At 55.0% G+C, this 22889-nt stretch carries 28 protein-coding genes and 1 pseudogene; 4 read left to right on the forward strand and 25 right to left on the reverse strand.

All coding sequences use genetic code 11. The features are described from left to right. Nucleotides 1–117: 117 nt before the first annotated feature. The 6 genes from CV944_RS09405 to CV944_RS09430 form a co-directional block, all read right to left on the reverse strand. On the reverse strand, nt 118–321 hold the full coding sequence (locus tag CV944_RS09405; RefSeq protein WP_033010547.1) for a DUF2768 domain-containing protein: 204 nt from the start codon (nt 319–321) through the stop codon (nt 118–120). A 180-nt stretch (nt 322–501) separates the two neighbouring features. After that, a complete protein-coding gene (locus tag CV944_RS09410; RefSeq protein ID WP_033010545.1) occupies nt 502–1533 on the reverse strand; it encodes an NAD(P)H-dependent glycerol-3-phosphate dehydrogenase in 1032 nt (343 codons plus the stop codon). Between the two features lie 45 nt (nt 1534–1578). Then, nucleotides 1579–2889, reverse strand: coding sequence for a ribosome biogenesis GTPase Der (gene der, locus CV944_RS09415; RefSeq protein WP_033010544.1), 1311 nt, complete (start codon nt 2887–2889; stop codon nt 1579–1581). A gap of 210 nt (nt 2890–3099) precedes the next feature. Beyond that, on the reverse strand, nt 3100–3285 hold the full coding sequence (locus CV944_RS09420) for a capping complex subunit for YIEGIA (RefSeq protein ID WP_033010543.1): 186 nt from the start codon (nt 3283–3285) through the stop codon (nt 3100–3102). Continuing rightward, nucleotides 3275–4177, reverse strand: coding sequence for a YIEGIA family protein (locus CV944_RS09425; RefSeq protein WP_033010541.1), 903 nt, complete (start codon nt 4175–4177; stop codon nt 3275–3277). The genes CV944_RS09420 and CV944_RS09425 overlap by 11 nt, the downstream gene beginning before the upstream one ends. Next, a complete protein-coding gene (locus CV944_RS09430) occupies nt 4174–4770 on the reverse strand; it encodes a YphA family membrane protein (protein WP_033010539.1) in 597 nt (198 codons plus the stop codon). Before CV944_RS09430 ends, CV944_RS09425 begins: the two co-directional genes overlap by 4 nt. Before the next feature lie 117 nt (nt 4771–4887). Here CV944_RS09430 and CV944_RS09435 point away from each other — a divergent pair, with 117 nt between their 5' ends. Further along, nucleotides 4888–5022 (forward strand): YpzI family protein, encoded by a 135-nt coding sequence (locus CV944_RS09435; RefSeq protein WP_080729606.1) that lies wholly within the window; start codon nt 4888–4890, stop codon nt 5020–5022. A 142-nt stretch (nt 5023–5164) separates the two neighbouring features. Here CV944_RS09435 and rpsA read toward each other — a convergent pair whose 3' ends face one another. The 14 genes and pseudogenes from rpsA to CV944_RS09505 all read right to left on the reverse strand — a co-directional run bounded on the left by rpsA (nt 5165) and on the right by CV944_RS09505 (nt 17290). Continuing rightward, nucleotides 5165–6328 carry a 30S ribosomal protein S1 gene (gene rpsA, locus CV944_RS09440; RefSeq protein WP_100659599.1) on the reverse strand — a complete coding sequence of 388 codons (1164 nt, stop codon included), beginning with the start codon at nt 6326–6328 and terminating at the stop codon, nt 5165–5167. Between the two features lie 139 nt (nt 6329–6467). Next, entirely contained in the window at nt 6468–7055 is a 588-nt protein-coding gene (locus CV944_RS09445) for a lysophospholipid acyltransferase family protein (RefSeq protein WP_033010535.1), read from the reverse strand. Continuing rightward, a complete protein-coding gene (gene cmk / locus CV944_RS09450) occupies nt 7052–7726 on the reverse strand; it encodes a (d)CMP kinase (RefSeq protein WP_033010534.1) in 675 nt (224 codons plus the stop codon). The genes CV944_RS09445 and cmk overlap by 4 nt, the downstream gene beginning before the upstream one ends. Nucleotides 7727–7822: 96 nt before the next feature. After that, complete coding sequence (locus CV944_RS09455; protein WP_033010533.1) at nt 7823–8002, reverse strand: YpfB family protein; 180 nt, start codon at nt 8000–8002, stop codon at nt 7823–7825. Nucleotides 8003–8057: 55 nt separating this feature from the next. Next, a complete protein-coding gene (locus CV944_RS09460; protein WP_050368686.1) occupies nt 8058–8714 on the reverse strand; it encodes a flagellar brake protein in 657 nt (218 codons plus the stop codon). Between the two features lie 120 nt (nt 8715–8834). Next, nucleotides 8835–10178: a germination protein YpeB gene (gene ypeB / locus CV944_RS09465; RefSeq protein ID WP_033010532.1), complete on the reverse strand. Its 1344-nt coding sequence runs from the start codon at nt 10176–10178 to the stop codon at nt 8835–8837. 15 nt (nt 10179–10193) lie between these two features. After that, complete coding sequence (gene sleB, locus CV944_RS09470) at nt 10194–10988, reverse strand: spore cortex-lytic enzyme (protein WP_033010530.1); 795 nt, start codon at nt 10986–10988, stop codon at nt 10194–10196. A gap of 91 nt (nt 10989–11079) precedes the next feature. Beyond that, the gene (prsW, locus tag CV944_RS09475; RefSeq protein WP_044744941.1) at nt 11080–11757 is read right to left on the reverse strand and encodes a glutamic-type intramembrane protease PrsW; all 678 of its coding nucleotides are present in this window, start codon (nt 11755–11757) and stop codon (nt 11080–11082) included. Between the two features lie 88 nt (nt 11758–11845). Beyond that, nucleotides 11846–12817 (reverse strand): asparaginase, encoded by a 972-nt coding sequence (locus CV944_RS09480; RefSeq protein ID WP_033010553.1) that lies wholly within the window; start codon nt 12815–12817, stop codon nt 11846–11848. 70 nt (nt 12818–12887) lie between these two features. Next, nucleotides 12888–13871: pseudogene (locus tag CV944_RS09485) on the reverse strand (YpdA family putative bacillithiol disulfide reductase); the annotation flags it as partial. 89 nt (nt 13872–13960) lie between these two features. Then, on the reverse strand, nt 13961–15232 hold the full coding sequence (locus tag CV944_RS09490; protein WP_033010528.1) for a Glu/Leu/Phe/Val family dehydrogenase: 1272 nt from the start codon (nt 15230–15232) through the stop codon (nt 13961–13963). Between the two features lie 172 nt (nt 15233–15404). After that, complete coding sequence (locus CV944_RS09495; RefSeq protein ID WP_100659600.1) at nt 15405–15995, reverse strand: genetic competence negative regulator; 591 nt, start codon at nt 15993–15995, stop codon at nt 15405–15407. An 87-nt stretch (nt 15996–16082) separates the two neighbouring features. Next, a complete protein-coding gene (locus tag CV944_RS09500) occupies nt 16083–16886 on the reverse strand; it encodes a metallophosphoesterase (protein WP_100659601.1) in 804 nt (267 codons plus the stop codon). Nucleotides 16887–16897: 11 nt separating this feature from the next. Beyond that, nucleotides 16898–17290 (reverse strand): hypothetical protein, encoded by a 393-nt coding sequence (locus CV944_RS09505; protein ID WP_033010526.1) that lies wholly within the window; start codon nt 17288–17290, stop codon nt 16898–16900. 107 nt (nt 17291–17397) lie between these two features. Here CV944_RS09505 and CV944_RS09510 point away from each other — a divergent pair, with 107 nt between their 5' ends. Genes CV944_RS09510 through CV944_RS09520 form a run of 3 tightly spaced genes read left to right on the forward strand, consistent with a single transcriptional unit; the run spans nt 17398 to nt 18488 of the window. Continuing rightward, nucleotides 17398–17628 carry a spore coat associated protein CotJA gene (locus CV944_RS09510; protein ID WP_100659602.1) on the forward strand — a complete coding sequence of 77 codons (231 nt, stop codon included), beginning with the start codon at nt 17398–17400 and terminating at the stop codon, nt 17626–17628. Further along, nucleotides 17625–17885 carry a spore coat protein CotJB gene (locus CV944_RS09515; protein WP_031408620.1) on the forward strand — a complete coding sequence of 87 codons (261 nt, stop codon included), beginning with the start codon at nt 17625–17627 and terminating at the stop codon, nt 17883–17885. The genes CV944_RS09510 and CV944_RS09515 overlap by 4 nt, the downstream gene beginning before the upstream one ends. A 33-nt stretch (nt 17886–17918) precedes the next feature. Further along, nucleotides 17919–18488 carry a manganese catalase family protein gene (locus CV944_RS09520; protein WP_033010523.1) on the forward strand — a complete coding sequence of 190 codons (570 nt, stop codon included), beginning with the start codon at nt 17919–17921 and terminating at the stop codon, nt 18486–18488. Nucleotides 18489–18515: 27 nt separating this feature from the next. Here the strand turns inward: CV944_RS09520 and CV944_RS09525 are convergent, their stop codons facing one another. From CV944_RS09525 to CV944_RS09545, 5 genes are all read right to left on the reverse strand, one after another. Beyond that, nucleotides 18516–18962 carry a YpbF family protein gene (locus CV944_RS09525; RefSeq protein WP_020754064.1) on the reverse strand — a complete coding sequence of 149 codons (447 nt, stop codon included), beginning with the start codon at nt 18960–18962 and terminating at the stop codon, nt 18516–18518. A gap of 110 nt (nt 18963–19072) precedes the next feature. Continuing rightward, nucleotides 19073–19579, reverse strand: coding sequence for a LysM peptidoglycan-binding domain-containing protein (locus tag CV944_RS09530; RefSeq protein ID WP_033010522.1), 507 nt, complete (start codon nt 19577–19579; stop codon nt 19073–19075). 4 nt (nt 19580–19583) lie between these two features. Further along, entirely contained in the window at nt 19584–20171 is a 588-nt protein-coding gene (locus CV944_RS09535) for a CPBP family intramembrane glutamic endopeptidase (RefSeq protein ID WP_100659603.1), read from the reverse strand. Beyond that, a complete protein-coding gene (locus CV944_RS09540) occupies nt 20155–21678 on the reverse strand; it encodes a RecQ family ATP-dependent DNA helicase (RefSeq protein ID WP_100659604.1) in 1524 nt (507 codons plus the stop codon). Before CV944_RS09540 ends, CV944_RS09535 begins: the two co-directional genes overlap by 17 nt. Further along, entirely contained in the window at nt 21666–22712 is a 1047-nt protein-coding gene (locus CV944_RS09545; protein WP_047818612.1) for a YpbB family protein, read from the reverse strand. Before CV944_RS09545 ends, CV944_RS09540 begins: the two co-directional genes overlap by 13 nt. Nucleotides 22713–22889: the final 177 nt, after the last annotated feature.

Here is a 22889-nt window from a genome sequence, read left to right on the forward strand (position 1 = left end):
GATGCAACCCCAAGTCAAGGAAGGAGGACGAAGTCCGTTTGCACTTCTGGGGAGTTGCAAGCCCCCACTTCAAGCGTTAGCGAAGTGGGGGTAGTTGACAGTTCCTCCATCCTTTTCCTATTGCGGCGTCGGTCCGCTGAACACGACAAAAATAATGATGATGCCAGCGAGAATCAACAGGACGTAAGCGATAACCGCCAGCAAAAAGCGAAGCCAGCGAATCTTGAGCTTGTAGCGGCTCAAATAAATGAAACCGACGGAAATAAACATGAACACCATTGAGGCGATGGCGATCCACATTTTCGCTAAAGCCGGTGACATACGTGTTCCTCCTTTTTTCGACAACTATTATATCATCGCCATAAAAAAAGCTGAAGTAAAGCGGGGCTTTCTTTACTTCAGCATCGCCTTATACCCTTCCGGAAGCTCAAGCCGATGATGGTTCGTCATATTGTATGCAAAACAGGGACGACTTGTACCGCCATCCGCCTATTTTCAGCGTTACGGCTCGGCAAAAATGTTCATGACATCGTCCATTTCCTGCTTTTTTCCGCGCGCCATGAGCGAATCGACTGCTTCTTTCGGCTCTTTCCCTTCGAACAAGACTTCATAGAGCGCCTCGGTAATCGGCATTTTGACGCCGAGTTCTCCCCCCAGCTCGTACGCCGCTTTTGTCGTCCGCACCCCTTCGACAACCATCCCCATGCTTTCGAGCACCTCGTCAAGTTTTTTTCCTTGGCCAAGCATATAACCGGCCCGCCAGTTGCGGGAATGGGTGCTTGTGCACGTGACAATCAAGTCGCCGACTCCGGCCAGCCCGGAAAAGGTGAGCGGGTTGGCGCCAAGCGCGCAGCCGAGCCGGGCAATCTCGGCCAACCCTCTTGTGATGAGGGCTGCTTTCGCATTATCCCCGTAGCCGAGCCCGTCGCTGATGCCGGCGGCCAAGGCGATGATGTTTTTCAGCGCCCCGCCGACTTCGACACCGACTAAATCCGGGTTCGTATACACGCGGAAATAGTGATGGTTCATAAATAGATCTTGAATGCGCTGCGCCGCTTCCATATTCGGCGATGACACCGCCACCGTCGTCGGATGGCGGAGCACCACTTCTTCCGCATGGCTCGGCCCCGAAAGAACGACAACGTCTTCCAGCCATTCGCCCATTTCCTCAGCGACAATTTCCGATACGCGCTTGTGCGTCCCCGGCTCGATGCCTTTGCTGACGGCGACCACGGTGACCGGCGCCGCCAGGCACGCGCGCGCTTTTTGCAGCACGCCGCGGATCGCCTTTGTCGGCACAGCGAGCACCGTTACGGACACGCCGTCGAGCGCAGCGCAAAGATCATGATAACCGATGATCGCTTCCGGCAGGCGGACGCCCGGCAAATATTTTTCATTCGTCCGCCGTTTGTTGATTTCCTCGATCTGTTCAGCCCGCTGCCCCCAAAGCCGAACGCGGTGCCCGTTGTCAGCCAGAACGAGCGCCAGCGCCGTCCCCCAGCTTCCGGCGCCCAATACAGCGATGTTCTCCATCGTTTCCCACTTCCTTTATCCGATTGTCGCAGCCTTCCGCTTTTCTTATTTCCGCGGGCGGGCGATGATTTTGATCGGTGTACCCTCGAAGCCAAACGCATCGCGGATGCGGTTTTCCAAAAATCGTTCGTACGAAAAGTGCATCAATTCCGGATCGTTGACAAAGGCGACGAACGTCGGCGGCTTGACGGCGACTTGCGTCATATAATAAATTTTCAAGCGCTTGCCGTTATGCGTCGGCGTCGGGTTCATCGCCACCGCATCCATAATGACTTCATTGAGCACGTTCGTCTGAACGCGCATCGCATGGTTGTCGCTGACAAGCTGCACGAGCGGCAGCAGCTTATGGAGCCGCTGTTTCGTCTTCGCCGACACAAATAAAATCGGGGCATAGTCCAAAAATGGGAAGTGATCGCGAATCTTCCGCTCAAATTCAGCCATCGTTTTGTCATCCTTTTCGATGGCGTCCCATTTGTTGACGACGAGAATCACCCCGCGCCCGGCTTCATGCGCATAGCCAGCGATTTTTTTATCTTGCTCGAGAATGCCTTCTTCGGCGTTTAGCACGACAAGAACGACATCCGACCGTTCAATGGCCCGCAACGCGCGCAGCACGCTGTATTTTTCCGTGCTTTCGTAAATTTTTCCGCGTTTGCGCATTCCTGCCGTATCAATAATAACATATTCCTGCCCTTCACGCACAAACGACGTGTCCACCGCATCCCTTGTCGTCCCGGCAATGTCGCTGACAATGACCCGCTCTTCCCCTAAGATGGCGTTGACAAGCGACGATTTGCCGACATTCGGACGGCCGATGAGGCAAAACTTAATCACGTCCTCTTCATACTCTTCGGCGGCCCCTTTTGGAAAATGGCGGACGACGGCGTCAAGCAAATCGCCAAGCCCCGTCCCGTGCGCCCCGGAAATCGGATACGGCTCCCCGAATCCAAGCGCGTAAAAGTCGTAAATCAAATCACGCATTTCCGGATTGTCGATTTTGTTCACGGCGAGCACGACCGGCTTGTTCGACCGGCGGAGCAGCTTGGCCACCTCTTCATCAGCCGCAGTCACACCGTCGCGGCCGTTCGTCATAAAGATGATGACATCCGCCTCATCGATGGCGATTTCCGCCTGTTGGCGAATTTGCACAAGCAGCGGCTCATCGCCGATGTCGATGCCGCCGGTGTCGATTAAGTAAAATGTATGGTTCAGCCATTCGGCGCTGCTGTAAATGCGGTCGCGCGTCACCCCAGGCACGTCTTCCACAATGGAAATGCGCTCTCCGACAATGCGGTTGAAAATCGTTGATTTCCCCACATTCGGACGGCCGACAATCGCTACAACTGGATTTGCCATGCTACCACCCTTTTGATCCTCATTTTTGTTTCGTTTGCTCTTGAAGAGGCGCCTTTTTCCAGACCAGACATCCATCCCCGCCAAGCACGCTTGGGCGATCCGCGCCTTTGCCGCCCACCCGGCTTGAAAAGCGGGGAAGGCGCTGGGCGATGAACCAAAACGTGCTGCAACTGCTTTATTTTATCAAAAAGTGAAACACCCAACAACCGCCTAATGCTTGACGATCACAAGCAGCCCGTCGCTGAGCTCATGGGCGATGCCGTCCAAAATCGCCTCCAAATTGGCGGCGATTCGCTCCATCTCCTCCTTCGTGCGGCAAACAAAGATCGGCGCACCCCCAGCGACGGCTTCACCGTTGATCGTAATGACCGCCAAAATCATTTTTTCATGCGTCATCACCGCTGCCCCCTCTCCGTTTCCAACGCCGCTCGCCCGGCATGCGGATCGCGCTCTCCAACACCGGAACATTCTCAATGACCGCTTTTGCCTTCTCGATATCCTCCACTTGCGGCAAAATGAAAATGCCGACGCGCCCGTCGTTTAAATCACGTTTGGCGAGCGGCACGAGCGCCGGCGTCCCGGAGTCGCGGTAAATGCCGAGCGCCGTCGACACATCGTGCAAAATCGCCTGCCGCTGCCCAAGGTTGGCGATCGTTGTTCGGGCGTTGAAGTTTTTCGGCGTCAAAATAAACCCCATCCCGTAGCGCAAAATTTCTTCCCTCCGCGCCGGCAAGCCGATATTCATAATGTAAATGTTGTCCACATACAGCCCTGCCCCCTCAAAATGGGGTTTGACATATTTCACATCGGCGATATCTTTCAACCGGCTCCCGCTCATAAATCGCCGCGCCACCATCATGCCGATGGCGCTGGCCGCGAGCGCCGCCCAAACGTTCCACACTAAATAAAAAAGAGTCGATAAAAACGAAACGAAAATGACCAAATAGTTCCGCCCTTCAAACACAATCGCAATGCCTTCAATGTATGTTTTTCCGCGCGGCACTAATTCATACTGGTCAAGCTCGTTCAACGTGTTGCGCTCCATGTTGCGCACATCGCGAAACTGTGAGGCGGCCAACGCCAAAAACGTGATGGCGGCAAACTCCTTTTCCATGATCGCCGGCACGGCGACCGTCCCTAGACCGGCAGCGATCGCCCCCAATGCGATATGGATCGTCCGCCCGTGCAAGTATGTCGGATACTGCCGGTAATCGGTGCGCAACAAATAAAGGCGGGTCAGCACTCCGACAGCGACGCCGTATAAAATGGGAAACGTATATTCGTTCACGGCTGTCTCGCCCCCCTTACAGGCCGTTTTTCCTCGAGCTGAAGCGACAGGAAGCGGATCATTTCCCAAATAAGCAAACACGACGCGCTGATCGCCGCCGCGTCGAAAAACGAGAACGAACCGAGCACATAGTCGGGCGCCATGCGGTGAATGGCCATGGCGTATACCGCTTCCCCTTGGCAGCCGCCAAGCGCCAGACAAAGAAGGCGGGCGGCAAAGCGGCGATGAAACAAACTGCTGACGATAACGAGCCACCAAGCGAGCATCCACTGGCCGTCAAGCCAAATCCAAACCGGATCAAACAAGGCAAGCAGGCGGAAGGCGGCATAGGCAAACGCCAAGCCGGACGCCGACAGCGCCAGAAACGGAAGGCGGCATGGCCGCCGCTCGATGGCCGCATAACATGAACATAAAAAAAGAACGAAAAACGCCAACGTGGCGCGGACAACACCGATTTCCACCGTCAACGACGCGGAACTGATCATCACAAGAGCGAACGCCGCCAGCCTCGTCCGTTCGCCCGTCTTTTTCATCAAAAAGGTGGCGACAATCCATATGAACCAAAAAAAGAGATAAAAATAAGTCCCTTCCATCTTTTCCACCCCTTATTATGTCCATTATGTCATCTTTTATGGCCGTTCATTCATGCATAGAAAAAAGAACGCCCGGTCATAGTAAAAATGATATTCATCAAGAAAGGAGCGGGGTGTATGGGAAAAGACCGTCAGGAGAAAAAGCTGAAACAATCGCGGCGCGTCGAGTCCGACCGTGACCAGTCATTCGCCTACAAAGGCGCAGCCCGGCTTGATACGCCGGAAGAAGCGCGCGAACGGAACAGGCAGTAACAACGCGGCCGCCTGTGGAAAACCTCGCGCAGGTGGTGGGTCGTTCACACCGAACACAACGATTGTTTCTGTTGCTATACGCGATCATAATAAGAAAAGGGTGTTCCGGCCTTTCTCGGACACCCTTTTTTTTACACTTAGGTTATTTCAATTTTTTCAACTGCTCGCCGATCACTTCGCCGAGCTGGAAGCCGCGCGATTCCGCCGTTTTCGTATACTGGCTGTAATCTTCCGCCGGAGCGGCCGTTTCTTCCTCAAGCAGCGCGCGGATGCTTAAGGAAATGCGGTGCTCGGCCTCGTTGACATCGAGCACTTTCGCTTTCACTTCATCGCCTTCTTTCAGCACTTCATGCGGCGAACCGATGCGGCGGTTGGCAATTTGCGATACGTGGACCAATCCTTCGACGCCCGGGAAAATCTCCACGAACGCGCCGAATGAAGCAAGCCGCTTCACAGTCCCGGTGACGACATCGCCCGGCTTCACTTTTTCGCTGATGCCTTCCCACGGACCCGGAAGCGCCTCTTTGATGGACAATGACAGACGCCCGTTCTCCGGGTCGACGGCCAGCACTTTCACTTTCACCGCATCGCCTTCTTTCACCGCCTCGGACGGATGGGCGACACGCGTATGGGAAAGCTGGGAAATATGTACGAGCCCATCAAACCCGCCGACATCGACAAAGACGCCGAAATCGGCAATGCGGCGGACGACGCCCTCGAGCACTTGGCCCGGCTCAATGCGGGAAAGCAGCTCTTTCTGCTGCCGCTCTTGCTCTTCCTCAACAACAGCGCGGTGCGACAAAATGACGCGGTTTTTCTCGCGGTCGAGCTCCACCACTTTGACGGCGAGCGTTTTTCCTTTGTAATCGGAAAAATCTTCAACATAGTGCGGTTCAACAAGCGACGCCGGAATGAAGCCGCGCACGCCGACATCGGCGACAAGCCCGCCTTTGACGATGTCTTTGATGACCGTTTCGAACGCCTCGCCGTTTGCGAACTTGCGCTCAAGCTCTTCCCACGCCCGCTCGGCATCGACTGCCTTTTTCGATAAAATGAGCAGCCCTTCTTCCCCGTCTTTGCCTTCTTCCACTTTTTTGACTTTCGCCGTCACTTCATCCCCAACAGCAACGGCATCGCTCGGCTTCTCGATATGCAAATTCGACAGCTCGCTGATTGGGATGATGCCATTTTGCTTGCTGTTTTCGACTTCGACAAGCACTTGCTTGTCCTCAAGCTTCACCACTTTGCCGCGGACGATATCGCCCACTTCATACACATTCACTTGCACATTCATTTCTTCTGTCATCGTAAAAACCCCTCCTTCATCGACTGGCGATCCTGCCAAAAGCGCGCCTCGCGCCGAGGCCGCGGCCGGCTGTCGGCAAAATAAGGACGCTTTTCTAATTAGTATACCATATTTTCTCAATCAACATGTACTATAATGCTTACTGATGTTGTTCAAGCAGTTGGCGGATATGATCCATAATGTAGTCGGCCGCCTCCTCCGGGCTCGCCTTCCGCGCGCGCAGCGGCGCCATATCAATCGGCGCCCCGTACACGACTTTGAGCGGCACAAACGGCCGGTACGGGCCAATGATCGCACATGGAACGACAGCCGCATCGGTGCGCAAAGCGAAAAAGCCGACGCCGGGCAGCGCCTTTTTCAGCCGGCCATCTTTGCTGCGCGTCCCCTCGGGAAAAATGCCGAGCACTTCGCCTTGTTTCAGCACCTCAAGCCCTATGCGCAACGCCTGGCGGTCGTTCATGCCGCGCTTTACGGGAAACGCGTGCAAGTTTTTGACGAGCGTTTTCACCACCGGAACGCGAAACAATTCTTCTTTCGCCATAAACCGAATCGGCCGCGGCGCCGTAATGCCGACGACCGGCGGATCTAGGTTGCTGATATGGTTGGCGCAAAGAAGCACCGCGCCTTCTTTTGGAAAGCGGTCAACCCCGATCGTTTGAATGCGGTACAAAGGGGTGAGCACTCCTTTGACGATTCCTTTGGCGAAGGAATAAAAATCCACCGTCATCCAATCCTTTCATTGACAACTTCCATAATGCGCGCCGCCACTTCTTCGACCGACAACGACGTCGTGTCGATTTCCACGGCATCCGGCGCCTTGCGCAGCGGCGCCGTTTCCCGCTCCGAGTCAAGGCGGTCGCGGCGGGCGATCTCTTCTTTCAACGTTTCAAAGTCGGACGGAAAGCCGCGGGCGATGTTTTCCTCATGCCGGCGCCGCGCCCGCTCCTCAACCGAAGCTTTTAAGAAAATTTTCACCTCGGCATTCGGCAGCACGTTCGTTCCGATGTCGCGCCCATCCATGACGACGCCGCCACCTTTGGCCATGGCGCGCTGGCGGGCGACCATCTCCTCGCGCACCAGCGGATGCTGGGCGACGAACGACACCGCATTCGTCACCGCCTCGCCGCGAATGATGTCCGTGACGTCTTCGCCGTTGACAAACACGAGCTGCCCTTGCGGCGAAGGCTGCAGTTCAATATGCGTATGGCGAAGGAGCGACAAGAGCGCTTGCTCATCATGGACATCGACGCCGCATTGGAGCGCCCGGTACGTCAGCGCGCGGTACATCGCGCCCGTATCAATATACACGTAGGAGAGGCGTCGGGCGATCAGTTTGGCAACCGTGCTTTTTCCGGCTGCCGCAGGTCCGTCAATGGCGATGTTAATCCGTTGTTTCATAGTTCCTCCTGCTTTGTCTAAATCATTTGATCAGGGCACAAAGAAAAATGCAGGAAACTCCTGCATATTCTCATGTTCATTGTACCATATCCGCCGTCAGCGGTCGACGGCCGTTTCGATCGTTTCTGTTTTTGTCGGCTTGGCGACTCCCTCATACTCATATACTTTGCCGATATAAAGCGCCGCCGGCGTGTACAGAACAAGCCATTGGGCGATGAGCAGACAAATCGCCTGAATCGCGACAAGCTTCCATAACAGCTCTTCGATCCGCTTCATGGCGAACAACCCCGCCTTCCGTTTTTTCTAGCAGTATTCCACGCCGTCGCCTTATTTATTCCCTTCTCTTCTCTTCAAGCTGCCGTTCGAAGCTGTAGCGGATGAGCCGGACGCGATCTTGCGAGGCGAGGCCGGCAAACTCGACCGACATTCTCGCCCCGCTGTGCTCGTCGACAGCCATGCGGACGACCGTCGCCTTCGTGCGCACATAATGACAGTCGCCGGAGCGCATCGTCAGCACGAGCCAAAGCTCGACTGACATGCCGGGGCGCAGAAGCGGCGCGTGCGTCATCGGAATGTAAAGAGCGGCCCCGCCTGCGCTAATATCGGCTGTCATCGTCACAAACGGGGCAAACTCGCCTCCACCAAGCGGGTGGACGGCAGCGTCAACATTCGCTCTCACCCGCACATAGCGGCGGCGCTGAATGCGGATGACATATTCGTCGCCTCGGTAATCCAAGACCACCATTGGCAACGGATCATGCACTTTCCCTTTTACCTCGGTGTCAAACATGTATAACGTTCCTTCTTGGCTGACAAAACTTGCCTTAAACTGCATCCCGTTTAACAAATACACTGTTTTTCCCGTCTGCTCGTCAACGGGGTAGCCAATATGGATCGCCCCGCCGTCGACGGCAAGCACTTTGCTTCGGTATTGGCGTGCCGAGCCATCAAGCGGCTCAAGCCGAATCGGATCCCCAATTTTGATCATCATGTTTCCGCTTCCCCTTTTCAGCTGGATGCCGTTTTTGTACGATCATTATACCACAGAGTGGGCGCTTGAGGCGGACGGAAACAAAAAGGAAGCCATGTTTCAGGCCTCCCTCTGTTTTCATTCGTAATTCGGTTCGACGCTTTCAAGCTTTTCCACTTTTTCCTCTATGCCGGTTGACGCGTTCATAAACAGCTGATACGTATCATCACCGAGCGTCCCTAAAAACTCGTAGCAAAGCACTGGCTTTTGCAAGTCGTTCATAATGACCGCCTGGCGCTGTTCCATTACCTTTAGATGCGGATTCAACTTTTTCTTCACTTCTTCGGCAGTGATCGCCGGTTTCGGCAGCGGGCGCGGGATGGACGACGACAAATAGTCGCGCGCCGTAAAGCCGACGACATGGCCGTTGTCAAGCGCCACTTTCATTTGGATCGCTTCCGGGTAGATGCGGACGCCGTTTTCGCTTTTCACAAACGTGAGCACGGCGACGTTATCGTACTGTGTGCTGTCATACAGCTCAAACCCGGTGAATTTGTGCCGCTTCAAAAACGCCATTCCGCGGTTGGCCGCCTCATGCAGGCTGATCGTCGGTTTGCCAACCGGCCGGCTGTTTAACACCCAAATCGGATAGCCGCCGTTTTTCGTTATATCCATGTAAATATCGCCTTTTGTTTTCGGATCGTGAATCGTCAAACTGTAAAAGCGTTCGTCGGCCCCTTTGCCGCTTTCCGTCACCTTGATCTTCTCCGTTCCTTTCAAGCCGAGAAAATCGCGTGCGATCCGCTTTGCTTCATCTTTGGAAACCGGGCGGCCCTTCGCGCGGACGAACCCTTTTTCCTCGTTGGCCAGGCCGATGAATGACGGACCAAACTCGGACGAACTTGAGAACGTATCAACATTTTTTTCGACCGCTTTGAAGCCGTCAATGATGATGTTGTCTTCTTTTTGATCGTTCGTTGCCAGCGCCAGTTCGACGTCCATCCAGCGCAAATTGTTTTCCAAGACTAAATGCTGCACATTGCGCAGCTCTTGGCGGATCGCCCCGGCACTTTTATACAGCCCTTGCAGCGTCTTATACTCTTCTTTTGTCAACGGCTCCTCTTGCAAATCACGCACTGCGGTCCGGTAGGTGAATTCACCGATTTGCGACAAAAATTCTTGCGTTTTGTTAAACGGCAAAAGCGACAGCGGCAACTGGCCGACATCGGAATGGGCTTCCGAGGCAATTTTCCATATTTCAGCGAGCGCCGGCGACAATGACGCATGCGAGTTCATCGCGAGCGTGGCGCCCAGTTTATCGTGAAGCAAGTCAATTTGATAGGCCAGATCGTGAAAGGCGCGCTGATAGTTGTTCTCCGCATGAATCAAGATCGCATTTTTCTCTTGATGCTCGCGGTAGCCCCAATAACCGGTGCCGATGACCGCCACAGCCAGCACGGCGATCAAGATCGTTCGCAGCATATCCGTCCCCCTCCTTTATTTGCAGAAAATATGGTTGCCGATCCGTTTGATTTGCGGCCGGCTCCAAATCCAAGCGCTTGTCGCCGTCGCCGGATTAAAGTAGTAAATGGCCCCGCCGGTCGGGTCCCAGCCGTTGATGGCATCGAGCACCGCTTTTTTCGCCGTTTCGTTCGGCGTCAGCCAAATTTGTCCGTCGGCCACTGCGGTGAACGCCCCAGGCTGAAAGATCACCCCGGCAACCGTGTCCGGAAACGACGGGTGTTCGAGCCGATTCAAAATGACGGCCGCGACGGCTACTTGCCCGATGTACGGCTCACCGCGCGCCTCGCCGTAGACAGCATTCGCCATGAGTCGAATGTCATTTTGCGAAAACCCTTTCGGCACATTGGATGCTGTCGTTTTCACCGTTCGCCCGCCGCCTCCGCCGCGTTTTTTCACCTGCTTGCTGAGCGGAATGCCGCCGTAATGGGTGAACTCGTTTCCTTGACGGATTTGCTCTTTCACAAACGACTCGTAATATTTCGATGCGTTCACGAGCTTTCGTTTCGTCTCGGCGCCGGCCAGACCATCGACCGGCAGCCCGTATTCGTATTGAAAGTTGCGCAGCGCCCAATACGTGCGCCAGCCGAACACGCCGTCAATCTTTCCGTTGTAAAAGCCGAGATACTGCAGCCGCGCCTGCAATTCAATGACATCGTCGCCAACCGCGCCACGCTGAATCACCTGCGGGGAAAAAGCAGCCGCATGGCCGGCCGGATGCATCCATGTCATCAGGCCGATCAACATGAGCATGACCAATTTCCTTTCCATATGCAAACCTCCCGTCAACCATCGCCGTTTTTACCCCTATTTTTCTTCAACTTCTCCTTTTTATGCAGAAAAAACAAAAAAGCCAAGCATGTTACGCCTGGCTTTTCACGGATGGCATCTTCTCAACGCGGACGGATTCTTTCGCTTGTTTCACTTTGCGCAACGCCACCCACCATAAGATGAGCATGAACGGCCCCATGTAATACCCCCACTGCTTTTGGGCGAGCAGAATCCAGTCGTAAACGCCGTGAAGGAAAAACGGCAGCAAAAACGACGCCCATAAATAATAGCGGCGCTTTCGGCCGGCAAATTTGGCTTTGCCAAAATAAAACCCCATAATGACGGCAAACAGGGCATGGCTTGAGACCGGCAAGAGCGCCCGGGCGATTGCCGTGTCCACTCCGTTGGCGAGCAAATACAAAATGTTTTCGAGCGTCGCAAATCCGAGCGAAACGCTGGCGCTGTACACAATGCCGTCATACGGCTCATCAAATTCGTCATGGTCGTAGACAAAAAAATAGACGACAAACCATTTGACGAACTCCTCAAGCAGCGCCGCCGAGAAAAACGCCTCGGCAGCCGGCGAGGAGACGATCCCTTCGGCAGCGAGCACATACTCAATAAACATAATCGGAAAAACGAGCAAGGCGCCGAAAAAAAACATGCGCAGCACAAAGGAGAGCGGCTCGGCCTCATACTCGTCCTTTAAATAAAAATAGCTAAGCAGCGCCACCCCGGGGGCGACGCCGGCAGAAATCAACGAAAACATGCCGATCCCCGTTTCTTTGTCGGTTTATCTCTATCGTACCACGAAACAGAGCGATGAAAAAGACGAAATTGCCAAGCGGCCCGCCGACCTAATAGGCGAACAAGCCGTCAACGGCGGCGCCGGCGGCGAGAGCGACGGCGAGCTTGATGCGCGCTTTTTTCGCGTCATAGTCGCTGCCGAGAATGACCCCTTTTTTATGCAAATCATAGGCGCTTCCCACGTAATCGTACGTTGTATACACCGCCCCCTCCTCAGCGCTCGTCGTCACCACGACCTTAATCCCGTCGTTGACGGCCTTGACGATTTCATCCACCATGTTCGGCGCCACTTGCCCGCGGCCGACTCCTTCAAGCACGATTCCGGCGACGCCGCTTTCCCGGGCCGCTTTAATAAACTTGCCGTCCGCCTCCACGTAACATTTCACAATGTCGACAGGCGGAAGCGGATGCACGAGCCGGAAATGCTCGCGCCGGATCGGCTTTTGGTACACGTGCACTTCATCGTTGTCGATAATGCCCAAATAGCCGAACCCGAATGCGTTGAACCCTTGAATGTTGGAAGCATGCTCCTTTTTCACATATTTCGCAGCAAAAATGCGCTCGTTGAATACGACAACCGTCCCCGCCCCGCGCAGCGTTTCAGCGCACGCGGCATAAATGGCATGGCGGATGTTGATATACACATCGCTCCCTAAATCAAACGGCGCCCGCTGCGAGCCGGTGACGACGATCGTCCGCGGATCGTCAATGGTCAAATCAAGAAAATACGCTGTTTCCTCGAGCGCGTCCGTCCCGTGGGTGACGACGATGCCATCCACAGACGGATCGGCGAAATGCGCCTCAATCCGCCTTTTCAATTCAAGCCAATGCGAAAACGTCAAATGCATGCTCGGGAGCTGAAACACGCTCTCAACCACCACTTCAATTTCCTTTGGCAAATGGCAGAGCGAAGCGAGCTCTTCGCCGCTCAATGCCCCGGCCTTTAGGCGGCCGGAGCGCTCATTTCGTTTGCTGGCAATCGTGCCGCCAGTCGTCAGCAGCACAACTTTCCGTTCAGCCACATTCGTCACCCTCACTTTCCCGTTTTCCATCACAGCGCCCGTTTCCGCCGTGCGGATGCAAGTATAGCGGCTTTCGGGCCGCCGCTTCCCGCTCGCGCCGGGCGATGCAGGCGGCGATAGCGTCCCCATGGAAACGGCCGTTTTCGATAAAAATTTCGTTCGCATTATTGCCGGCCGCAATCACCCCGGCGATAAACACCCCTGGGACGTTCGTTTCCATCGTTTCCGGGTCGTAGTGCGGCCGGCCGCTGTCCGGATCGACGCCGACGCCGATGTTCATTAAAAAGCGATGGTCCGGATGGTAGCCGGTCATAGCGAACACGAAATCATTTTTGATCGTTTTCGTCTCCCCGTTCACTTCGTAAATGACCGCATCTTCCGTGATCTCTTTCACATGGGCATGAAATTCCATGCGAATGACGCCTTTTTTCACAAGGGCGTCAAATTCCGGCAAAATCCACGGCTTAATGCTTTTGGAATATTCCCCGCCCCGGTAGAGAACCGTCACGCGCGCCCCGGCTTTGACGAGCTCCATCGCCGCATCGACGCTCGAGTTTTTGCCGCCGATGACAACACAGTCCGTGTTGAAGTACGGATGCGCTTCTTTAAAGTAATGCATCACTTTCGGCAGCTCTTCTCCCGGCACGTTCATATAGTTCGGATGGTCGTAATAGCCGGTGGCCACGACCACGTATCGGGCCTGATATAGCGCTTTTGAGCTTTCAACGAGAAACGTCCCGTCTTCCTGGCGCTTAATGGCTTTCACTTCTTCGAACGTATTGATGCGAAGCTGTTTGCGGACAACGACTTCACGGTAATACGCAAGCGCTTGGTTTCTCGTCGGCTTCCGATTTTCCGTGATAAACGGCACTCCGCCGATCTCGAGCCGGTCGCTCGTACTGAAAAACGTCTGATGCGTCGGAAACCGATAAATCGAATGGACGATGTTCCCTTTTTCAATTACAAGCGGCGAAAACCCGGCGTCTTGCAAGGCAATCGCCGCCGCCAGCCCGCACGGTCCGCCGCCGACGATGATGATTGTTTCTTTCCTCATGTTTTTGTCACCTCGCACGAAGCAAAAAATCCCCTATCTTATGATAGGGGATTTCGTGAAAGCTTGCAAACATCACTTGCTTGCTCGCCTCACACCCAGCCGCGGAATCGGCACGCTTCCGCCATTTTGCGAACGCCGACCATGTAAGCGGCAAGGCGCATGTCGACGCGGCGCGTCTGCGCCATTTCATACACGTTGTTGAACGCTTTGACCATCACTTTTTCAAGCCGCTGTTCCACTTCTTCTTCCGTCCAATAGTACCCTTGGTTGTTTTGCACCCATTCGAAGTACGACACCGTCACGCCGCCGGCGCTCGCCAGCACGTCCGGGACGAGCAAAATGCCGCGTTGCGTCAAAATTTCCGTCGCCTCGAGCGTCGTCGGCCCGTTCGCCGCCTCGACGACGATGCTCGCCTTAATGCGCGGGGCGTTTTCAGCCGTAATTTGGTTTTCGATGGCCGCCGGCACTAAAATATCGCAATCGAGCTCAAGAAGCTCTTTGTTCGAAATCGTATTTTTAAACAACTTCGTCACCGTGCCAAAGCTGTCGCGACGTTCGAGCAAATAGTCGATGTCAAGGCCGTTCGGATCGTACAGCGCGCCGTACACATCAGAAATGCCGACGACTTTCGCTCCGGCGTCGTGCATAAATTTGGCCAAATAGCTGCCGGCGTTGCCGAACCCTTGGACGACGACGCGCGCGCCTTCGAGCGACAGACCGCGTTTTTTCGCCGCTTCACGAATGCAAATCGTCACTCCTTTGGCCGTCGCCGTTTCCCGGCCGTGCGAACCGCCGAGGACAAGCGGTTTCCCGGTGATGAAGCCCGGCGAATCGAACTCGCGGATGCGGCTGTACTCATCCATCATCCACGCCATAATTTGCGAGTTTGTAAACACATCCGGCGCCGGAATGTCTTTTGTCGGCCCTACGATTTGGCTGATAGCGCGCACGTAGCCGCGGCTTAAACGCTCCAGTTCGCGGAACGACATCGTGCGCGGGTCGCAGACGATCCCGCCTTTGCCGCCGCCATACGGCAAGTCGACGATGCCGCACTTTAAGCTCATCCAAATCGACAGCGCTTTCACTTCGCGCTCGGTGACGTCTGGATGGAAGCGCACCCCGCCTTTCGTCGGACCGACGGCATCGTTATGCTGCGCCCGGTAGCCGGTAAAAATTTTCACCGATCCGTCATCCATGCGCACCGGAATGCGAACCGTCAGCACGCGGATCGGCTCTTTCAAGAGCTCATACACCTCTTCCGGATAGCCGAGCTTTTCCAACGCTCTATGTATAACAATTTGTGTCGACGCCAGCACGTCGTATTGTTGCCCCTTCTCTTCCGTATGCTTATCGGCTGCCATACGTAAACCTCCTATAAGCTCGCTATAATAGTTTGTCGCCTTCCATGTCATAGTATACACCTTCTGTCGGCGTCTGCAAAGGAAAAATGATGAAACGCGCGAACCGCTTTATGGAAGCCTTTCGCGCGAAAAAATAGACTCCTTGTCCATATAAAGGAGTCTTGGCTGCGCCCTAGTTGGCCCGAAAATAGTGAACGAGCTGCGCAATGGCGCGCCGTTCGATCAACTGTTTCCCATATTCTTGCACACGGTGTATCGTTATCGTGGCCGGGTTGCCGAACTCGGCCAGCAAGGCGACAAAGTTGTCGAGCGGAATCGGCGGTTCCTCGGCGACGTGCAAGTAAAAGCGGCCTTGGTACGAATAAAGCGTGCCGTCGAGGCAGCCGACCGCATGCAGGCGATGAGCGAGCTGGATGACATCTTCGAACGATTGGAATTCGTAAAATATGTCATCGCTCTCATCGAGCGTTACTTGCATCTCAATGTAATCGTCGGCGAATTCTTCTTCGATGTCGTCGTAGTCGCCTTCATTCGTGACGATAACGACCATGCCCTGTGCCGGTAAAGAGTAGACTTCGACCGCGATCGATCCGTTCACCTCAAAGCCGAGCTCTTCGCTCGCTTCCTCGATCATATCGCGGAACAGCTGATGGACTTTAAACGTGTCCTTCCACAAATCGTCTTTCGTCAACCCGCGGTCCAGCAAATCGTCAAACGTCAAGAAAATTTTAATTTTGTTGTGGGTCAAGCGCTCAAGACGCATCGGCACCCCTCCTTACCTACAGAGCCATCTCTTACCGTTATTGTATGACGCAATCGGCAATTGGTTCGTTTATTGTTATTAATGAGTTTACATCGTTTTCCCGGTTTTAGACAAGCATTTTTTCTCGGGTGTCGGTTTTTCGGGCACAATCGTGATGAGATGAGTCTCTGCCGGCGCTCCGAGGCGAAGCGGCACCCCGGTCGTCCCGTAGCCGTTACTCGTCAACACCGCCGTGCTGCCCTGCCATTTGAGCCCTCCTTTTTCATACAACCCAATGGAAAAGAAGCGAATTTGCCCTCCATGCGTATGGCCGCTCAGCACGAGTGAAATGTGCTGCTCCTCTCTTAGGCGAGCGATGATCGCTGGGTTATGGCAGGCTAATATACGAAATGATTGAGGCGGAACGTGTTCGAGCGCCCGGTCGATATCCGCCTCCTTTCGGCTTACGTCGCCGACGCCGATGAGCGCGACCGGCACACCGCCGTGCTCCCATACTTTCGCTTTGTTTTTGAGCACGTGGACGCGCTCTTCCTCAAACACTGATTGAAGATCGTAGTCGACTTCGTCATCATTGTTTCCCCAAACAAAATAAACAGGAGCGACCTCGCGCAACCGACGCACATTTTCACGGACGCGCGCTTCGGGCACCCCTCTTTCGGCCAAATCCCCGCCAATCACGACAAGATCCGCTTTTCCCCTTACTTCCTCAAGCATGCGTGACGAAACGATCCGCCGATGAATATCAGAAATAAAAAAAATCGTAAGCGGCGGCCAATGATCGAGAAAATGAGGAAACGACAGGATCACGTGACGAACCCGGTTGCTGTGCGCTTCTTTCCACATATAACCAAGCAAAACAAGAAAACTCGTGATCATTCCCCCGATGATCATACTTCCTCCTGCTAAAGCCGATCATCTTTGGTCAACCGGCGGTCTCTCATCGTCATCATACCATAAAAAAAGGAAAAAACGAAAAAAAGCGCCGCCAGCGGCCAATGAAACCGAAACGCCCAATAAAAATGGCCGAGCGCCGCCAAACTAGCCACCCATTCCCCGACACGAAACCGCCGGCCGGACAACAGGCGCACCGTCCCGCCGACTGCCGCGCGGATGAGCGCCCCGTTGGCAGCCGTCCCGAACCAAAAGCAAACGAGCGCAAGCCATGTCCGCAGCGGGGCAAACAGCAAATCGGTCAAAAACCGCTCCAGCGAGAACGGCCCGAGCGGCGGCAGCCAGCGAAAAAACAAATACGTGCACAAAACAGCGGCCATGGCGGTCATCGATAGACGGCCCATGGTTTCCTCCTTAGCCCGATCCTCATTATTCGTCATGGCAAACAGGCATGAACGACATGGCTCCATCATACATATAGACTGAACTTTGCCAAAAAAGGGGGGGTTTTATGTTTACGACGCGCAAACAATATGAGCCGTACATCAGCCCGTTTGACCCGTGCCCGCCGATCCGCCTCAAAACGTACGTCACCGCGCCCAACTTGTATGTCGGCTTCCAACCGCCGAATTTGCCGCAGTTTCCGCTGCGCGAGGCGTTGATGAAAGGAACGCTCTGGCAAGTGTTTTACGATCCTTACTACAGCCCTTACGAAACGAAGGGAAAAGGTGATGGTTCATGAAACAAATGCCCAAGGAGTATTACGAGCAGCTTGAGGAGCTGCAAGCCGTCGATTTTGCCCTCGTCGAGCTGACGCTTTATTTGGACACCCACCCGAACGATTATCAAGCCATTCAACAGTTTAACCAGCTCGCGCAAAAGCGGAAGCAGCTGAAAAAACAGTTTGAAGCCGCCTATGGCCCGCTTGAGCAGTTCGGCCATAGCTATTCGAACTACCCGTGGAACTGGGACGACGCGCCTTGGCCTTGGCAAGTGTAGCTGATTCATCACGAACGCAAGGAGGAACGGATCATGTGGATTTATGAAAAAAAACTGCAATACCCGGTTCGCGTCAGCACGTGCAACCCGCGATTGGCGAAGTATTTAATCGAACAGTACGGCGGGGCGGACGGAGAGCTGGCGGCGGCGCTCCGTTACCTAAACCAGCGTTATACGCTGCCCCCGAAAGTGATCGGGCTGCTTAACGACATCGGCACCGAAGAACTCGCTCATTTGGAAATGATCGCGACAATGGTGTACAAACTGACGAAAGACGCGACGCCGGAGCAGCTGAAAGAAGCCGGCCTTGAGCCTCATTACGTCGATCATGAGCGCGCCCTCTTTTACCATAACGCCGCCGGCAACCCGTTTACGGCGACGTATATTCAAGCAAAAGGCGACCCCATCACCGACTTGTACGAAGACATCGCCGCTGAAGAGAAAGCGCGCGCCACCTACCAATGGATCATCAACATGAGCGACGATCCGGATTTAAACGATGGGCTCCGCTTTTTGCGCGAGCGGGAAATCATTCATGCGCAGCGATTCCGCGAAGCAGTGGAAATTTTGAAAGAAGAGCGCAACCAGAAAAAAATATTCTAAACAAAGCACAGCTGGATGGGCCCCCATTCAGCTGTTTTCATAATATAGGTTGATGTCGTACTCCCGCTTCAGCCATTCAAACAACCGGTGACGCCCATTCCATTGTTCTTCATTTTTCCATAAATCGATGCTTTTCTGGATAATTTCGCAACGGAGGGCATGAAAGTCGTCTTCCGCCTTTTCACTTTTTCCTTTATAATAAACAGCCAGCCAATACACCGTACATAACAGGAGCAAGATGAAAATGTGGGCCGGGGCGGCAAAAAACCAGGCGAATCGTTCGCTCCACGCCGTGATCGCTGCAGCGTTGGCAATGATATAAAGAAGGAACGCGGCCAAGCCGGCCAACGCGGCCGCCTGCAAAAGCGTCGACCGCTTTTCAAGCCGCTCCCATTTTTTCTTTTTTTCAATGACGGCAAGCAACATTTCTTTTGTCACTTCATCGAGGGAAAATTCATCCGGAAACCGGGTCATGGCGCTCTCCCCCTTGTCCGTATTCTATTGTCCATCATATGCGGGCAACAGACAGATTAGAACAAAGGGGAACGCGCGCGGCCATTTTTTCGGCCGGCGGGCGCAACCGCTTATTCCGTCTGAGCGGGGAACGGAATGCGCAGCGTTTGCCCCGGCTCGAGCCGGCTCGTTGACAAGCCGTTTTCTTTTTTGATGATCTCCATGGCGGCAGGCGTGCCGTAATATTTCATCGCAATGCTATAGAGCGTTTCGTTCGCCGCCACCACATGGGTGATGGTCTGCGCGTCGGATTCGCTTTTTGCCCCGTCACCCGCGGCGCGCTTCGGCTCTGATGTTTGTTCCGCCTTCGCGCCATCTTCTTGAATAATGCGCACCGTCTCCCGGCTGCCGCTTTCTTCATGGCGGACGACTGTGACCGTTCCAGGCTTTGACTGGGCATAGTAAACAGCCGTCACCGCAGCCGGCAGCGTTAAAAACAAAAACGCGAGCAAACGGACGGGAATGTATTTTCGTTTTTGCTCCTCTTTTTGCCGCCGCCGTTTTAGGCGCGATGGCGGCGCCCCCGCGCTTGACGCCGGGCGTTTTTTCCGCGCCAGGCGCCCCGATGCCTCTTCCATCGCTTCACTCCCTTTCTTCCTCTGCCCCCCGTTTGAACCGAACATGTAAGGCAAGCACAAAATCGATCAAAAAGTGAGCGGTGATGGCGGCCCATAAGCTGTCAGTCTGCTCGTAAAGGACGCCGAGAAAGAGACTGAGCAACACGACGACCATAAACAAAAACCATTTTTCCAAATACCGGACGTGCAGCACGGCAAAAATGGCGCTTGCCGCCCAGAGCCCCCAATGCGTCTGCACAATGCCGCGAAACAGCCATTCTTCCGTCACCGCAATGAGCGCACATAAAAAAAAGAGATGCGGAATCGAGCGGCCGCGGAATATTTTTTCATTGACGCCGCCGTCATCATACCAATCGTCCGGCAAATAGCGCATCGCCAAAAACTCGGCAGCGAGCACGAACGCCGCCCCGCCGGCTCCGTACACGAGCACATCGCGCAGCTCAAACTGCCAAAGCCGACGCCACTCCTCCCGAGCAAATAAAAACAGCGAGCTGCCGCCGGCCAAAAGCAGCAGCAACCCTTGCGTGATATAAAGATGGATGAGCACTTCGCGGTCTGTCATCTGTTTGATTTGTTCACTTTGCCGCCTCATCGCGCCGCCTCCCGCCAAAAAACATATGCCATAGCTCCTCGCGCCAAGGCCGGACGGGCGCCGGCTCGGGACGGCGGCCGTCCGCCATGAAACAGTCCGTCTCCAGGCCGCAGTTGTCGCAGCAAGCATCCGGTTTGTCCGATAGCTCCTCCCCGAACGCGCGGACAATCGCCGCGCGCCGGCATGAAGAGGCGTGCAGCCATTCCTCCATTTCGCGCAATTTTTTTCGCTTCCAACGCCGCCGCGCCTCGATGGCAGCGGCCATCCGTTCATACAGCCGCTCCTTCGCCGCGGCCGTCAGCTGTTCGGGCGCCGCTGTTTGTCCCCATTCTAAAAAGTACGCCAACAGCCGTTTTTGTATGTCCGTAAATCCGCCGGCATCAACCATAGCGCGCCATCCACCGCCGACGGCGTCTTCCGGCAGCCGCCGGCACCACTCGCGGAGCGCAGCCGAGTCGGGAAGCTCCGCTTCGGCGACCGCCTGGGCGATCGCCCGGTCGCCGTCCGCGTAAAACAATACCGCAAGGCTTGGCGCCCCGTCACGCCCGGCGCGCCCGATTTCCTGCACATACGCCTCAAGCTGGGCCGGCATATGAAAGTGAAGCACAAAACGGACGTTTCCTTTGTCCACCCCCATGCCGAACGCGCTTGTGCAACAAACGATGTCGAGCTCGTCATATAAAAACTGCTGCTGCACAAGCAGCCGTTGTTCCCCATCCATGCCGGCGTGGTAATAGGCGACCCGCCCCGCCCCGTTTTGCGCCAGCCGGCGCGCCATTTCTTCAGCCCACTGCCGGCTTGAAAAGTACACGATCCCCGGTCCTCGGAGCCGTTTCGCGCATTCGGCCAAGCGCGCAGCTTTGTCCTCAACCGATAAGCAATGTTCCACCGCCAAGGCGATGTTCGGGCGGTCGACGGAATAAATATGGCGGCGCGTCCGCTCCATCCCGAGCGTGCGGATGATGTCCTCCTGCACTTCCGGCGTAGCCGTCGCCGTCAGCGCCAGACACGGCGGCGAACCGAGCGCATGGCGGACCGCTCCGAGCTTCAAAAAGTCCGGGCGAAAATCATAACCCCACTGTGAAATGCAATGCGCCTCATCGACGACAAACAACGAAACACGCGCGCGCCGGAGCGCCGCCAAAAACGTTTCAGATTGCAGCATTTCCGGTGAGGCATAAATAAAGCGAAAATCTGGAAGCGAGGCGAGGGCTTGCCATTTTTCTTCCGCATCGAGCAAACTATGGAACGCGACAACGCGCTTTTCACCGCGCCGGCGCAGCTGCTCGACTTGATCTTCCATTAAGGAGACGAGCGGCGAGACAATGAGCACGCTCCCCGGGAGGAAATACGCCGTCAGCTGATAGCAAAGCGATTTGCCGCTTCCAGTCGGCAGCATCGCCAGCACATCGCGCCCGCTGAGCACGTCTTCGATCACATCGCGCTGTCCGGGCCGAAACGACGCGTGCCCGAACCGCTCATGCAATGTTTTCGTTAATTCATCCAACGTCCCACTTCCTTTGCCAACACGAGCCGAATTTCAAAATAACTCGCTATTCCGCCAAGCGCCTCGCGAATACGCTTCAGCTTGCGCGTCCCGAGCGCCCGCGCCGCGGCCTGGATCGCCGCCGCCCTTTCAGCGGCGACAAACGGGGCGATCGAAAAATCGGGCACATTGGCGGCCAACTCGACGACATGATCCTCGATTGTACTTTTTTTCAAGCGCCGAAGGGCGGCGATTTCGTCGATCGTCTTTCCTTTTTGCAGCCATTCGTACGTTTTTTGCGCCGATTGTGTCAGCTGCACCGGCGCCAGCCCGGCCATCAGCTCGGCCATCACCGGGGCGCGCCCGGCTTCGGCTTCAGCCATCATATAATGAAGCGCGTTGCGAAACTGAAACTGCACATACAGCACATCCTTTTGCAGCCAAGCGGCAATTTGCTCCGCCGTCCAGCCGATGCGGCGGGCGCTTGTCAGCCGGAGCGCAAACACCGTCGCCGCTTCTTCAGAAACAGCCGCAAGCAGCCGGATGAGCTCGTCATAAAGCGCCCGCACCAACGTTTGGCGCGATCCCTTGCCCAGCAAATACTGCTTCACCCATAACAGCGTCCGCTCGTCGCGGCAAATGGGGATAAAACGCTGTCCATGGGAGAGGTTGGACAGCGTCTGCCCAATGAGCGACAGCCGCTGCCAAAAAAGCGGCTCGACCTCATGGTAGCGCCAGCCGTTCACATAGCGGGGGAACGATGCCGCCTGTTCATCGAGCCAATGCCGCCCTTTTTCCGTCAATATATATGTCCGGTCATGGACGGGCGCGGCCCGCTGCTTCCGAACGAGCACGAGGGCCGCCTCCTCCAATCGGTCCATCGTCACGTCTTTCCATGTGCCGAAAAACGGCGCAAGTTGAAACCATTTGCAGTCTTGCAGCGTCTGGGCTGATTTTTTTCCAGACAACAAATGGTACACCGCTGCCAGCGTCCGTTCACCGTTTAGGCGGCGCAAGCAGTGGGCAAGCAAAAACGAGGCGTAACCGTGCCGCATCTTTGATTCCTCCCCGCCTCTATTGTAACAAAAATCGCACAAGCCGTTTGCAATGAAAAAACGATTTTGGAACAAAAATAAACAAGAGGCATATGTGTAAAAATACAGGAGAGCAATTTTTTAGTTGAAAAGCGGGGCGAACGGTCTTATTATAAAAGTGAAAAGTTCATTTCCGAG

This window comes from Geobacillus sp. WSUCF-018B (assembly GCF_002809985.1).
GTDB lineage: Bacteria > Bacillota > Bacilli > Bacillales > Anoxybacillaceae > Geobacillus > Geobacillus thermophilus.